Source organism: Kitasatospora phosalacinea, assembly GCF_000717185.1.
GTDB classification, from domain to species: Bacteria; Actinomycetota; Actinomycetes; order Streptomycetales; family Streptomycetaceae; genus Kitasatospora; species Kitasatospora phosalacinea_A.
In genome coordinates, this window is the sequence record NZ_JNYE01000050.1 from 79,567 (window position 1) to 92,218 (window position 12,652).

Sequence of the window (12,652 nt, forward strand, 5' to 3'; positions counted from 1 at the left end):
AGATCATGCATGCCGTCCGGCTGCCGGGCACCTTCGGCTGAGCCGTCCGCGAGCCACGTGGGATGATTCCCCGGATAGTCAGGTAAAAGTTTTTGAGGAAGGTGCTGTCGTGGCCGAGGAACTCACCGCCACCCTGAAGACCAACCACGGTGACATCGTGGTCCGGCTCTTCCCGAACCACGCTCCGAAGACCGTGGCCAACTTCGTCGAGCTGGCCGAGGGCACCCGCGAGTGGAAGGACCCGAAGACCGGCGAGCTGGCCGCCAAGCCGCTGTACGACGGCACGGTCTTCCACCGGGTGATCAGCGGCTTCATGATCCAGGGCGGCGACCCGCTGGGCAACGGCACCGGCGGCCCGGGCTACAAGTTCGCCGACGAGTTCCACCCGGACCTCGCCTTCACCAAGACGTGGTGATCCAGCAGGTCGTCGTCTCGCGCGGCTGACCCGGGTCGCGCGCCCGGCCGCCCCGCGCGGGCGGCGCGCAGTAGCCTGGGCGGTCCCGGTGGTGCCCCGTTCTCGGCGGTGGCGGCGCCGGGACCGTCTTCGTTGAGGGAGGAACAGCGGCGATGCATCCGGAGGAGCCCGTGCGACCGACGCCGGCGGACGGACAGGGCGCGGGGAGCGGGCTGCCCGGGTGCTACCGGCACCCCGAGCGGGAGACCGGGGTGCGCTGCACCAGGTGCGGGCACCCGGTCTGCCCGGAGTGCATGGTGCCCGCCGCGGTGGGCTTCCAGTGCCCGGACTGCGTGCACGGCGCCGCCGCCCGCGAGGAGCGGGCCCGCCAGCAGCCCAGGACCTCGGCCGGGGCGCTGCTGGCGCTCGGCGACGGGGCGCTGGTCACCAAGGTGCTGATCGGGATCAACCTGCTGGTCTTCCTGCTCACCCAGTACCTGGCGCCCGCGCTCTTCGACGACCTCGCCCTGCGCAGCCTCGCCCCGGTGCCCTGGGTGCGGATCGGGGTCGCGGAGGGGCCGGAGCAGTGGTACCGGCTGGGGACCGCGATGTTCGTGCACGGCGGCCTGCTGCACGTCGCGATGAACATGTTCTCGCTCTGGGTGCTCGGGCCGCAGCTGGAACGGGTGCTCGGCCGGCTCCGGTTCCTGGCCCTGTACGTGGTGTCCGGGCTGGCGGGCAACGCGTTCGCCTACCTGTTGACCCCGTCGAACCAGTGGCTGAACTCGGTCGGTGCCTCCGGTGCGATCTTCGGCCTGCTGGGCGCCACCGCGGTGCTGTTCCGGGTGACCAGGACGCCGATGCAGCCGGTGATCGCGCTGCTGGTGGTCAACCTGGTGCTGAGCTTCTCACTGCACGACATCCTCGACTGGCGCGCGCACGTCGGCGGCCTGGTGGTGGGCGCGGCTGTCGCCGCCGGGATGATGTACGCCCCGCGGGAGCGCCGGAACCTGGTGCAGGGGCTGGCGGTGGCCGGGGGGCTGGCCGCGGTCCTGCTGATGCTGCTGGTCGGGACGGCGCGGCTGCCCGGCTGAGGTCTGTCCACAGTCGGGACGCGCCCACCGATTCGATTTCTCGGCTCTACGCGCGTTATGCTGCTGCGTTGCGAGTTATCCACAGGAGCGGGAGAGTTTTCCCCACTGTGGACAACCCTGTGGATAAACGTTCGGACGCTGCGTCACGGCCCCCGCCGGGGCAGCACCCGCACCGCCCCGGAGCGTGCGTCCGGAGCGGTGCGGGGTGTCGCGGGGGTGCTGCGGTCAGCCGGTCCGCCGGGCGGGCGGAGTCGGCGTCACTTCCACTGCGTGGAGACGCCGAAGCCCGCCGCGATGAAGCCGAAGCCGGCCAGGATGTTCCAGTTGCCCCAGGCGCCCACCGGCCAGTCGCCGCTGGTCACGTAGTAGGTGACGATCCAGACCAGGCCGACCAGGAAGAACACCAGCATCAGTGGTGCCACCCAGCTCCGGCCGGAACTGATCTTCACGGCCGTCGCGGTGCTCGGGGGCGGCGTGTAGTCGGCCTTCTTGCGGAGTCGAGACTTCGGCACGAGGGGTTCTCCTGTCGATGCGCTGTGACCGCGCGGGTGGGTCAGCGTGGGCGGGCGGCAAATGGCGGGCCGGTCCGTACGGTTGGTCCTCCGCACATGCCACCGGCGTCCGTTAGCGTAGTGGCTCGCCGGGTCATAAGGAGATAAGGGTACGGTGCCTGATTCCACGATTTCTTCGCCGTCCCCGGCTCCGCGCCCCCGACGGGGGCGAATTGTCGGACGTGCCCTGACCTGCACCGTCTTCGCCCTCGCGGGACTGCTGTTCTACGTCAGCGCCCAGACCGCGCACGGCACCGACCTGCGCACCGACAACTCGCTGCTCAAGCTCAGCGACGTCATACAGCAGCGCTCCACCCAGAACCAGCAGCTCTCCGAGCAGGTCTCCGAGGACCGGGACCGGGCCGACCGGCTGGCCCGGCAGCAGGGGCAGAGCCCGGACGACGCCGCGAAACTGGCCGAACTGCAGCGGGCCGCCGGGCTGGAGGCGCTGCGCGGGCCCGGGCTGACCGTCACCCTGGACGACGCCCCGCCGGACGCCACGGCCCGGATCCCCGGCGTCCCCGAGCCCGACGTCAACGACCTGGTGATCCACCAGCAGGACATCCAGGCCGTGGTGAACGCCCTGTGGCGGGGCGGCGCCGAGGGGATCCAGGTGATGGACCAGCGGCTGATCTCCACCAGCGCGGTGCGCTGCGTCGGCAACACCCTGCTGCTGCAGGGCCGGGTCTACTCGCCGCCGTACGTGATCCGGGCGGTCGGGAAGAGCGAGGCGCTGCGCTCCGCGGTGGACGCCGACCCGACGATCCGCAACTACCTGGGCTACGTGGCCGCGTACGGGCTGGGCTGGAAGGTCCAGGAGAGCGACGAGCTGACCCTGCCCGGCTACACCGGCTCCGCCGACCTGCGGGCCGCCACCGCCCCCTGAGCGCCCCCGGGCGCCCAAGGGCACCCCTGAAGCACCCCTGGAGCACCCCGAGGCGCCCCCGGGCCCCCTGGACGGGCCGCGGGCGGTCCCCGTTGCCCGGATACCCTCCTGGGCCGGGCGGTGGTGCGTCTACGCTTGTGCAGACCCGAATCACCGAGGAGCACCATGTACGGCTGGATCTGGCGGCATCTCCCGGGCCCCGCGCCGGTGCGCGCGCTGATCGCCCTGCTGCTCGTCCTCGGGGTGGTCTACGTCCTGTTCCAGTACGTCTTCCCGTGGGCCGAGCCGCTGCTCCCCTTCGGGAACGTGACGGTGGACCAGGGCAACGGCGGCTGATCCCGGCGCCGTTGCGAGCCAGTCCGTCCCCCGACGCACCCGTACCCCAGGAGTAGCGATGACCTCCGCCGGCAGAGCGCCCCGGATCCTCGTGGTCGACAACTACGACAGCTTCGTCTTCAACATCGTCCAGTACCTGTACCAGCTGGGTGCGGTCTGCGAGGTGGTCCGCAACGACGAGCTGACCGTGGCCGACGCCCGGCCGCGGGCGGGCGAGGAGGGCTACGACGGGGTGCTGCTCTCCCCCGGGCCCGGCACGCCCGAGGAGGCGGGGGTGTGCGTGGAGATGGTGCACCACTGCGCGCGCACCGGGCTGCCGCTGTTCGGGGTGTGCCTGGGCCTGCAGTCGATCGCGGTGGCGCACGGCGCGGTGGTCGGGCGGGCGCCCGAGCTGCTGCACGGCAAGACCTCGCCGGTGCTGCACGAGGACGGCGGCGTCTTCGCGGGCCTGCCCTCGCCGCTGACCGCGACCCGCTACCACTCGCTGGCGGTCGACCCGGGGACGGTGCCCGCCGAGCTGGTGGTGACCTCGCGCACCGACAGCGGCGTGATCATGGGGCTGCGGCACCGCGAACTCCTCATCGAGGGCGTCCAGTTCCACCCGGAGTCGGTGCTCACCGAGGGCGGCCACCGGATGCTGGCCAACTGGCTCGCCGAGTGCGGCTTCCCGGAGGCGGTGGGCCGCTCGGCCGGCCTCGCCCCGGTCATCGGTCGGGGCTGACGGGTGACCGCCGTGCGCCCGGAAGGGGGCGCTCCCGAGGAGTTGGGGGAGCCGGAGGGGTGGGGCGTCTACGAGGCCCCGGCCGAGCAGACCCTGAAGCTGCGGCTGTCCGACACCGCGGGCGCCGGGGCGATACCCGGGCCGTCCGGGCCGCCGTCGGGGGGCGGGCGGGCGGACCGCCGCCGGGGGGCGGGCACCGGCCGCCGCCGGGCCACCGGCAAGCGCACCGGGCCGCGGCCGCCGCGCCCCAAGGAGCGCAGGCGGGTGGTGCTGGCCCGGCTGCTGGGGGAGCTGTTCATCACCCTCGGCGCGGTGATGCTGCTGTTCGTCTCGTACCAGCTGTGGTGGACCAACGTGCTGGCCGACCGGGACGCGGGCGCCGCCAGCGACAAGCTGGAGCAGCAGTGGGCCCAGCAGCAGCAACAGCCCGTGCCGTCCGGCGGGACGACCCCGGTCCCGCAGACCAAGTTCGAGCCCGGGCAGGGCTTCGCCATCATCCACATCCCGAAGCTGGGCCTGGACTACCCGGTCGCCGAGGGCACCGACAAGCAGAAGGTGCTCGACCACGGCCTGGTGGGCCACTACGCGGGCACCGCGATGCCGTCCGACCCGGACGGCAACTTCGCGGTCGCCGCGCACCGCACCACGCACGGGCAGCCGTTCCGGAAGATCGGCCAGCTGGTGCCGGGCGACAGGATCGTGGTGGAGACCGCGACGGCGTACTACACGTACGAGGTGGCGGGCGGCATCCCGGAGACCCCGCCGAGCAACGTGACGGTGCTGCAGAAGGTCCCGAAGGGTTCGCCGTTCACCGCGCCGGGCCGCTACCTGACCATGACGACATGCACGCCGGAGTTCAGTGCCCGGGGAAGGCTGATCGTGTTTGGCAAGATGGTCGAGGAACGGCCGAGGAGCCAGGGGCAGCCGGAGGTGCTGACCGGGCAACACTGAGCAGCGAGGCACGGCACCATGGGCACAGCCATTCGGGGCGGGCGGCGGCGCGGACGGCTGGGGGCGGTGCTGGGGCTGCTGGGGGAGCTGCTGATCACCCTGGGGCTGGTGCTGGCGCTGTTCGTCGGGTACTCGCTGTGGTGGACGGACGTGGTGGCCGACCGGGCCGCCGGGCGGGCGGGGGACCGGCTGCGGCAGACCTGGTCCGCCCCGGCGGCGCCGCCGGGGGACACCACCGCCGCCCCGGTGCCGCAGTACGCGGCGGGCGACGGGCTGGGCTTCCTGCACGTGCCCGCCTTCGGCGCGGGCGACCAGACGCTGATCCGGATGGGCACCACCGCGGAGGTGCTCGACGAGGGCGTGGCGGGCGTCTACGAGGAGCCGTACCGCTCGGCGATGCCCTGGGACGCGGAGGGCAACTTCGCGCTGGCGGCGCACCGCGACGGGCACGGCGCGAAGTTCCACGACCTGGACAAGCTGGCGGTGGGCGACCCGGTGGTGGTGGAGACCAAGGACGCCTGGTACGTCTACCGGGTCGCCGGGACGCTGCCGCAGACCTCCAAGTACGACGTGGGCGTGGTGGCGCCCGTCCCCGAGGGCTCGCCGTTCACCGGCCCGGGCCGTTACCTGACGCTGACCACCTGCACGCCGGTGTACACCTCCCGCTACCGGATGGCGGTCTGGGCGCAGCTGGTCCGGGTCGACCCGGTGGACGCGAGGCGCACCCCGCCGCCCGAACTGCGCTGACCGGGCGCCGCAACGGCCGAGGGGCCGCACCGTTCGCAGTGAACGGTGCGGCCCCTCGGCCGTTGCGGCTGCCGCGGCTCCGACGGCGGCTACGGCTTCGGCTCGTCGGTCTTGGTCGCCGACTGCGTCATCAGGACGACCTCGTCGGCGCCGGGGGTGAGCTGGGTGCCCGCCGGGACGCTGGTGGCCGTCACGGTGGCGTTCGGGTCCTGCGGGCCGGTGATCCGGTAGCCGATCTTCAGCTCGGACAGCTGCTTGATGGCCTGGCTGACCTTGACGTTCTGCAGCGGCGGCATGCTCACCTTGTCGGCGAGCTTGCCGACCGTGAGGGTGATCGAGGTGCCCTGCTTGGCCTGGGTGTTCTTGATGCTCTGGTCGAGGACCTGGCCGGCCTGGGTGGGGTCGGTGACCGACTTGTTGTTCACCACGACGCTGAACCCGGCGTCGGAGAGGGTCTGGGTGGCCTCGTCCACGGCCTTGCCGGTCACGTTCGGCACGGCGACCTTCTGCTGGCCGGAGGAGACCGTCAGGGTGATCGTGGTGCCCGGTGCGGCCTTGTCCTTGACGTCCTGCGAGATGACCTTGTCCTGGTCGATCTTGTCGTCGTTGGCGTAGGTGACCTTGACGTCGAAGCCCTTGTCCTTGAGCGCCTTGGTCGCGGCGTCCTTGGCCTGGCCGGAGACGTCCGGGACGTCGACCTGGGCCGCGGCGGCGGCCAGGTGCACGGTGATCGTGCCGTCGGCGGCCATCGTGCCGCCGACGGCCGGCTCCTGGGTGCAGACCTGGTCCTTCTGGACCTTGGTGTCGGCGCAGGTGGCGGCCGGGGTCCCGGCGACGACCTTGAGGGTGGCGCTCTGCGCCTTCGCCGCGTTCTCGGCGTCGGCCAGGCTCAGCGCGGACAGGTTCGGGACGCTGGTCTTCCCGGCGTTGGTGCCGCCGGTCTTCACCATCGACTGCACCACGAAGAATGCGCCGACCAGGACCAGCACCGCCGCGACGGCGAGCACGATCCAGGAGGTGTTGCTCTTCTTCGGCTGCTCCTCGCGCCGACGGCTGCCGCGGCCCTCGTAGCCGTTGTCGTAGCCGTCCCCGCCGTTGCCGCCGTAGCCGTTGTCCTGGTAGCCGCCGCCGTAGGGGGCGGGCTGCTGGTTGCCGACCGGCGGCAGCACGGTGGTCGGGCCGCCGCCCTGCTGGGGCAGCACGTTGGTCTGGCCGTACGGGTCGTACTGGTTGCCGCCCTGGTCGTAGCCGTACCCGGCGGCGCCCATGCCGTAGGCCGCCTGCTGGGCGGCGTTGACCGGCAGGCCGTCGAGGAAGCGCTCGATGTCGTCGCGCATCTCGTCGGCGGACTGGTAGCGGTAGTCCCGCTCCTTGGCGAGCGCCTTGAGCACGATCGCGTCGATCTCGGGGCGCACCTCGGGGTCGTACGAGGACGGCGGCGCGGGCTCCTCGCGGACGTGCTGGTAGGCCACCGCGACCGGGGAGTCGCCGACGAACGGCGGCCGGACGGTCAGCAGTTCGTACAGCAGGCAGCCGGTGGAGTACAGGTCGGAGCGGGCGTCGACGGTCTCGCCCTTGGCCTGCTCGGGGGAGAGGTACTGGGCGGTGCCGATGACCGCGGAGGTCTGGGTCATCGTCATGCCGGCGTCGCCCATGGCGCGGGCGATGCCGAAGTCCATCACCTTGACGTTGCCCTGCCGGGTCAGCATCACGTTGGCGGGCTTGATGTCGCGGTGCACGATGCCGGCCCGGTGCGAGTACTCCAGCGCCTGCAGGATGCCGATGGTCATCTCCAGCGCCCGCTCGGGCAGCAGCCGCCGCCCGGTGTGCAGCAGCTCGCGCAGGGTGGAGCCCTCGACGTACTCCATCACGATGTACGGGATGGAGATCCCGTCGATGTAGTCCTCGCCGGTGTCGTAGACCGCGACGATGGCCGGGTGGTTGAGCGAGGCCGCGGACTGCGCCTCGCGCCGGAACCTGGCCTGGAAGGACGGGTCGCGGGCCATGTCGGTGCGGAGGGTCTTCACGGCGACGGTGCGACCGAGCCGGGTGTCGTGGCCGAGGTACACCTCGGCCATGCCACCGCGCCCGAGGACGCCGCCGAGCTCGTACCTGCCGCCTAGGCGACGAGGCTCTTCCATATCTCCGACCCTCTCCCCCACCGGTCGGTGAGGATGTGACGTAGGTGTCCCCGCACGCTCTCTTCGGACGCGTCGGCCGCCGCCGCGGTTTCACGGTCGGGGCCACGATCTCCGGCCGCGGGTACACCCGCTGCTGGCGGATACGCTACCGGGCGAACCTGAGCGGACCCGAACAGGCCGCCAGCTGAGACCAGACCGGTACCGACCGGGACCGTCCCATTGTGACAATTCCGGCCGCCGATCGAGCACCGGCGGCCGGAATGTGACGCATGCGACCGGCCCTACTTGCCCAACGCCGCCTGCATCATCGCCTTGGCGATCGGTGCGGCGAGCGAGCCGCCGGAGATCTCGGCGCTCTGCGCGGCGCCGTCCTCGACCACCACCGCGACCGCGACCTGCTTGCCGCCGGAGTCCTTGGCGTAGGAGACGAACCAGGCGAACGGCTTGCCCGAGTTGTCCTGGCCGTGCTGCGCGGTGCCGGTCTTGCCGCCGACCGTCACGCCCGGGATCTTCGCCCGCTTGCCGGTGCCGCTCTTCACCACCTCTTCCATCATCTGCTGCAGCTTCTGCGCGGTGGCGGGCGAGACGGCCTGGCTCATCTGGTGCTCGGAGTGGGTGGAGATGGCGTGGCCGGGCGCGCCCTCCTGGGAGACCAGGTACGGCTGCATCAGCGAGCCGTTGTTGGCGATGGCCGCCGCCACCATGGCCATCTGCAGCGGGGTGGCCCGGGTGTCGTGCTGGCCGATGGCGTCCATCGCGGTGCCGTCGGGGGAGGAGCCGCTGGGGTAGTAGCTGGCGGCGGCCCGGACCGGGATGTCCACCTTGTCGTCGTTGAAGCCGAACTTCTCGGCCTGCGCGCGCAGCGCGTCCCCGCCGAGCTCGGCGCCGAGCTTGCCGAACACCGTGTTGCAGGAGATGGCCAGCGCCGAGGTCAGGGTGGCGTTCTCGCAGTCCTCGTCCGGGCTGTCGTTGATCAGCGGGGTGCTGGTGCCGGGCAGGATGTACGTCTCCGGGGTCTCGGTGGCGTCCCCCGGGTCCTTGTACTTGCCGGTCTCGAACGCGGTGGCCGCGGTGACCAGCTTGAAGGTCGAGCCGGGCGGGTAGGTCTGGCGCAGCGCCCGGTTCAGCATCGGCTGGTTCGGGTCGGCCTTCAGCGCGTTGTACGCGGCGGAGTCGGCGTCGGTGCCGCCCGCGAAGGTGCCCGGGTCGTAGGACGGGGTGGAGACCAGCGCCAGGATCGCCCCGGTGTTCGGGTCGATCGCCACCGCGGCGCCCTTGCGGTTGCCGAGGCCCTCGAAGCCGGCCTTCTGCACCTTGGGGTCGATGGTGGTGACCACGTCGCCGCCCTGCTTGGGCTTGCCGGTCAGCATGTCCAGGGTGTTGCGGAAGAACAGCCGGGAGTCGGTGCCGGACAGCACGCCGTCCTCCAGCTTCTCCAGCTGGCTGGCGTCGTAGATCTGCGAGGAGTAGCCGGTGACCGGGGCGTACATCGGACCGTCGACCCAGGCGCGCTTGTACTTGTAGCGCAGGCCGTTGACGAAGTCGGACTTCGTGACCGGCTGCCCGCCGACGATGATGTTGCCGCGCGGGTAGGCGTAGCGGTCGTACTTCGTCCGCTCGTTCTCCTTGTTGTTCGCCCAGGCCGAGGCCTGCACGCCCTGCACCCAGTTCACCCGGACCAGCAGCGCCAGGATCAGCACCAGGCAGAAGATCGACACCCGGCGGATCGGCTTGTTCACGAGGACGCTCCCCTGCTCTGGCCCGGCGTGCCGTACCCGGGCGGCCCGAACCGGTCGGGACCGGCGGGCTCCGGGATGGCCGGGGCGGGTTCGGCGGCCGGTTCGGCGGCCGGGCGGCGGGCGGTGTCGCTGATCTTCATCAGGACGGCGATCAGCGCCCAGTTGGCGACCACCGAGGAACCGCCCTGGGCCAGGAACGGCATCGTCATGCCGGTCAGCGGGATCAGGCCGGTGACGCCGCCCGCGACCACGAAGACCTGCAGCGCGAACGCCGAACTCAGGCCGACTGCCAGCAGCTTGCCGAACGGGTCGCGGGCCGCCAGCGCGGTGCGCAGGCCGCGCTGCACCACCAGGCCGTAGACCAGGAAGATCGCCATCAGCCCGGTCAGGCCCAGCTCCTCGCCGAACGAGCCGAGGATGAAGTCGCTCTTCGCCGCGAACTGGATCAGCCAGCTGCGGCCCTGCCCCAGCCCGGTGCCGACGGTGCCGCCGGAGCCCAGCGACATCAGGGTCTGGCCGATCTGCTCCGACGACTGCTTGGGCGGGTTCGGCCCGAACGCGGCCATCGGGTCCAGCCAGGCGTTGATCCGGGTCTTCACGTGCGGCTCGCTGGTGGCCACCACCGCGGCGCCGCCGAAGGACATCAGCAGACCGAAGACGATCCAGCTGGTCCGCTCGGTGGCCACGTACAGCATCACCACGAACAGGCCGAAGAACAGGAAGGACGAGCCGAGGTCGGTCTCGAACACCAGGATCAGGATCGACAGCAGCCAGACCACCACGATCGGGCCGAGGTCGCGCCCGCGCGGCAGGTACAGGCCCATGAACTTGCGGCTGGCCAGCGCCAGGGCGTCCTTCTTCACCATCAGGAACCCGGCGAAGAAGACGGTCAGGATGATCTTGGCGAACTCGCCGGGCTGGATCGAGAAGGCCCCGAAGCGGATCCAGATCTTCGCGCCGAAGTTCTCGTCCTGGGACGGGAAGAAGGCCGGGGCGGCCAGCAGCACCAGCGCGACCACCATCGAGATGTAGGTGTAGCGCTGCAGGATCCGGTGGTCCTTGAGCAGCCACATCACGCCGATGAACAGCGCGATGCCCAGGCCCGACCACATCAGCTGGTTGGTGGTCGCCGGGAAGTTCTTGCGCAGCAGCGGGCCGGCCTTGTCGAGCCGCCAGATCATCACCAGGCCGAGCCCGTTCAGCAGCGTCGCCAGCGGCAGCAGCAGCGGGTCGGCGTACGGGGCGAAGCGGCGCACCGCCAGGTGCGCGACGCCCGCCAGCACGCCCAGGCCCAGGCCGTACGACAGGATGTTGGCGGGCAGCGTGCCGTCGATCGCCAGGCCCACGTTGGCGTACCCGAGGATCGGGACGGCCACCGCGAAGAGCAGCATCAGCAGCTCGGTGTTGCGCCGGTTCGGGACGGCCTCCGCGGCGCTGCGCCCGGTGGCGCGGCGGCGCCCGGCGGCGGGCGGGCGGCCGCCGCTCACGTCGAAGGTGCTCATGCCTGTGTGAAACCCCCCGGGTTCGACCGCGGTCCTACTGGGCCGGGCAGGCGGCGGCGAGCTGCTGCTCCTGCTCGGTCAGCGGCGGCGCGGACGGCTGGGTGCCCTCGCCGGTGGCCGGGGCGTTCTTGGACTCTTCGACCTTCTTGCAGACGGCGGCCTGCGCGCGCAGGGTGTCGACCTGCTTGCGCGCGTCGGCCAGGCCGTTCGCCTGGATCTTCTTGGCGACCTGGTCCTGCTGGTAGGCGGGCAGGTACTTGAGTTCGACGTCGGAGAACTGCTGGTAGACCGAGCTCAGCTCGATGCCGACCAGGTTCTGGTCCAGGCCGCGGTAGACCGCGACGTGGCCGCCTTCGGAGCCGACGTAGTACTGGTCCTGGTTCCACTGCCAGGCGAAGAACCCGGCGCCGCCGAGCACCGCGAGCACCAGTACCCCGATCAGGGTCAGCTTCAGGCCGCGCTTCTTCTTCCGGCGGTCGACCGGGGCGTCCGGGTCGAACTCCTCGCCGGGCGCGCCGTACTCCGCCTCGCCGCCGTAGCCGCCCTCGGCGGGGCCGAAGTCGCCGGCGGGGGCGCCGTAGCCCTCGGCCGGGCCGAAGCCGCCCCCGGGGGCGCCGTAGCCGGGCTGCTGCTCGTAGCCGTCCTCGTAGCCCCGGGCGGGCCCGAAGGCGCCCTGCGGGGCCTGCGGCGCCGGGCCGCGGCCGAGCCCGGCGGCCCGGCCGGCCGGGGTGTCCAGCAGCTGCGGGTCGTGGAAGGGGAGCGGCTGGCTGTCGGCGACCGCGCCGACCACGACCGGCGCCTCGGCGGCCTGGCCGCTGAGCGGGTCGGTGGCGCCGACGTCGATCACGTCGGCGACGATGCAGGTGATGTTGTCCGGGCCGCCGCCGCGCAGCGCCAGCTGGATCAGCTCCTGGACGGTCTGCTCGGGCGCGTAGTAGCTGCCGAGCGTCTCCTCCAGGGTCTGGTGGCTGACCGGGCCGGACAGGCCGTCGGAGCAGATCAGGTAGCGGTCACCGGCCCGGACCTCGCGGATCGACAGGTCGGGCTCGACCTGGCCGCGGCCGTCCAGGGCGCGCATCAGCAGCGAGCGCTGCGGGTGGGTCTCGGCCTCCTCGGCGGTGATCCGGCCCTCGTCGACCAGCCGCTGCACCCAGGTGTGGTCCTGGGTGATCTGGTCGAGCCGCCCGTCGCGCAGCAGGTACGCCCGGGAGTCGCCGATGTGCACCTGGCCCATCCGCTGGCCGTCCCAGAGCAGCGCGGTCAGGGTGCAGCCCATGCCCTCCAGCTGCGGGTCCTGCTCGACCATCTGCCGCAGCCGCTCGTTGGCGGTCTGCACCGCCTCGTTGAGCAGGCTCAGCAGGTCGGCGCCGGGGTGCGGCTCGTCGAGCCGGACGATCGATCCGAGGACCTCGGAGGAGGCGACCTCACCGGCCGCCGCCCCGCCCATGCCGTCGGCCACCGCGAGCAGCCGGGGCCCGGCGTAGCCGGAGTCCTCGTTCCCCTCGCGGATCAGGCCCTTGTGCGAGCCGGCGGCGAAGCGCAGCACGAGACTCATGCTGTCCGGGCCCTCCTTCGGGTGGAGCTGGTCCT

At 71.9% G+C, this 12,652-nt stretch carries 11 protein-coding genes and 1 pseudogene; 7 read left to right on the forward strand and 5 right to left on the reverse strand.

Annotation, left to right across the window (positions count from 1 at the left end; translation table 11 throughout):
* Nucleotides 1-109 precede the first annotated feature (109 nt).
* Both OO57_RS21405 and OO57_RS21410 read left to right on the forward strand, forming a co-directional pair.
* Nucleotides 110-412 (forward strand): annotated as a pseudogene (locus tag OO57_RS21405) (peptidylprolyl isomerase); the annotation flags it as partial.
* A 173-nt stretch (nt 413-585) separates the two neighbouring features.
* Nucleotides 586-1,488 carry a rhomboid family intramembrane serine protease gene (locus OO57_RS21410; protein WP_234337440.1) on the forward strand — a complete coding sequence of 301 codons (903 nt, stop codon included), beginning with the start codon at nt 586-588 and terminating at the stop codon, nt 1,486-1,488.
* A gap of 257 nt (nt 1,489-1,745) precedes the next feature.
* On the opposite strand, the gene crgA is transcribed toward OO57_RS21410, so the two are convergent.
* Nucleotides 1,746-2,000, reverse strand: a complete 255-nt coding sequence (crgA, locus tag OO57_RS21415; protein WP_033254176.1) for a cell division protein CrgA — start codon at nt 1,998-2,000, stop codon at nt 1,746-1,748.
* 154 nt (nt 2,001-2,154) lie between these two features.
* On the opposite strand from crgA, the gene OO57_RS21420 reads away from it, so the two are divergent.
* The 5 genes from OO57_RS21420 (at nt 2,155) to OO57_RS21440 (ending at nt 5,680) form a co-directional block, all read left to right on the forward strand.
* The gene (locus tag OO57_RS21420) at nt 2,155-2,925 is read left to right on the forward strand and encodes a DUF881 domain-containing protein (protein WP_063737614.1); all 771 of its coding nucleotides are present in this window, start codon (nt 2,155-2,157) and stop codon (nt 2,923-2,925) included.
* A 165-nt stretch (nt 2,926-3,090) separates the two neighbouring features.
* The gene (locus OO57_RS44835) at nt 3,091-3,261 is read left to right on the forward strand and encodes a hypothetical protein (RefSeq protein WP_033254177.1); all 171 of its coding nucleotides are present in this window, start codon (nt 3,091-3,093) and stop codon (nt 3,259-3,261) included.
* A 58-nt stretch (nt 3,262-3,319) separates the two neighbouring features.
* A complete protein-coding gene (locus OO57_RS21430; protein ID WP_033254178.1) occupies nt 3,320-3,982 on the forward strand; it encodes an aminodeoxychorismate/anthranilate synthase component II in 663 nt (220 codons plus the stop codon).
* Between the two features lie 12 nt (nt 3,983-3,994).
* Nucleotides 3,995-4,933 carry a class E sortase gene (locus OO57_RS38555; protein WP_324606793.1) on the forward strand — a complete coding sequence of 313 codons (939 nt, stop codon included), beginning with the start codon at nt 3,995-3,997 and terminating at the stop codon, nt 4,931-4,933.
* Between the two features lie 18 nt (nt 4,934-4,951).
* Nucleotides 4,952-5,680: a class E sortase gene (locus OO57_RS21440; protein WP_033254179.1), complete on the forward strand. Its 729-nt coding sequence runs from the start codon at nt 4,952-4,954 to the stop codon at nt 5,678-5,680.
* A gap of 89 nt (nt 5,681-5,769) precedes the next feature.
* On the opposite strand, the gene pknB is transcribed toward OO57_RS21440, so the two are convergent.
* The 4 genes from pknB to OO57_RS21460 form a co-directional block, all read right to left on the reverse strand.
* The gene (gene pknB / locus OO57_RS21445) at nt 5,770-7,821 is read right to left on the reverse strand and encodes a Stk1 family PASTA domain-containing Ser/Thr kinase (RefSeq protein ID WP_051778047.1); all 2,052 of its coding nucleotides are present in this window, start codon (nt 7,819-7,821) and stop codon (nt 5,770-5,772) included.
* 281 nt (nt 7,822-8,102) lie between these two features.
* The gene (locus OO57_RS21450) at nt 8,103-9,560 is read right to left on the reverse strand and encodes a peptidoglycan D,D-transpeptidase FtsI family protein (RefSeq protein ID WP_033254180.1); all 1,458 of its coding nucleotides are present in this window, start codon (nt 9,558-9,560) and stop codon (nt 8,103-8,105) included.
* On the reverse strand, nt 9,557-11,062 hold the full coding sequence (locus OO57_RS21455; protein WP_033254181.1) for an FtsW/RodA/SpoVE family cell cycle protein: 1,506 nt from the start codon (nt 11,060-11,062) through the stop codon (nt 9,557-9,559). The genes OO57_RS21450 and OO57_RS21455 overlap by 4 nt, the downstream gene beginning before the upstream one ends.
* 34 nt (nt 11,063-11,096) lie before the next feature.
* On the reverse strand, nt 11,097-12,617 hold the full coding sequence (locus OO57_RS21460; protein WP_033254182.1) for a PP2C family protein-serine/threonine phosphatase: 1,521 nt from the start codon (nt 12,615-12,617) through the stop codon (nt 11,097-11,099).
* Between the last annotated feature and the right edge of the window lie 35 nt (nt 12,618-12,652).

Bases quoted from the DNA above. Each gene is read 5' to 3' on its own strand.
- OO57_RS21460 (WP_033254182.1), bottom strand. From the start codon at position 12,617: ATGAGTCTCGTGCTGCGCTTCGCCGCCGGCTCGCACAAGGGCCTGATC.
- OO57_RS44835 (WP_033254177.1), top strand. From the start codon at position 3,091: ATGTACGGCTGGATCTGGCGGCATCTCCCGGGCCCCGCGCCGGTGCGC.
- pknB (WP_051778047.1), bottom strand. From the start codon at position 7,821: ATGGAAGAGCCTCGTCGCCTAGGCGGCAGGTACGAGCTCGGCGGCGTC.
- OO57_RS21455 (WP_033254181.1), bottom strand. From the start codon at position 11,062: ATGAGCACCTTCGACGTGAGCGGCGGCCGCCCGCCCGCCGCCGGGCGC.
- OO57_RS21430 (WP_033254178.1), top strand. From the start codon at position 3,320: ATGACCTCCGCCGGCAGAGCGCCCCGGATCCTCGTGGTCGACAACTAC.
- OO57_RS21440 (WP_033254179.1), top strand. From the start codon at position 4,952: ATGGGCACAGCCATTCGGGGCGGGCGGCGGCGCGGACGGCTGGGGGCG.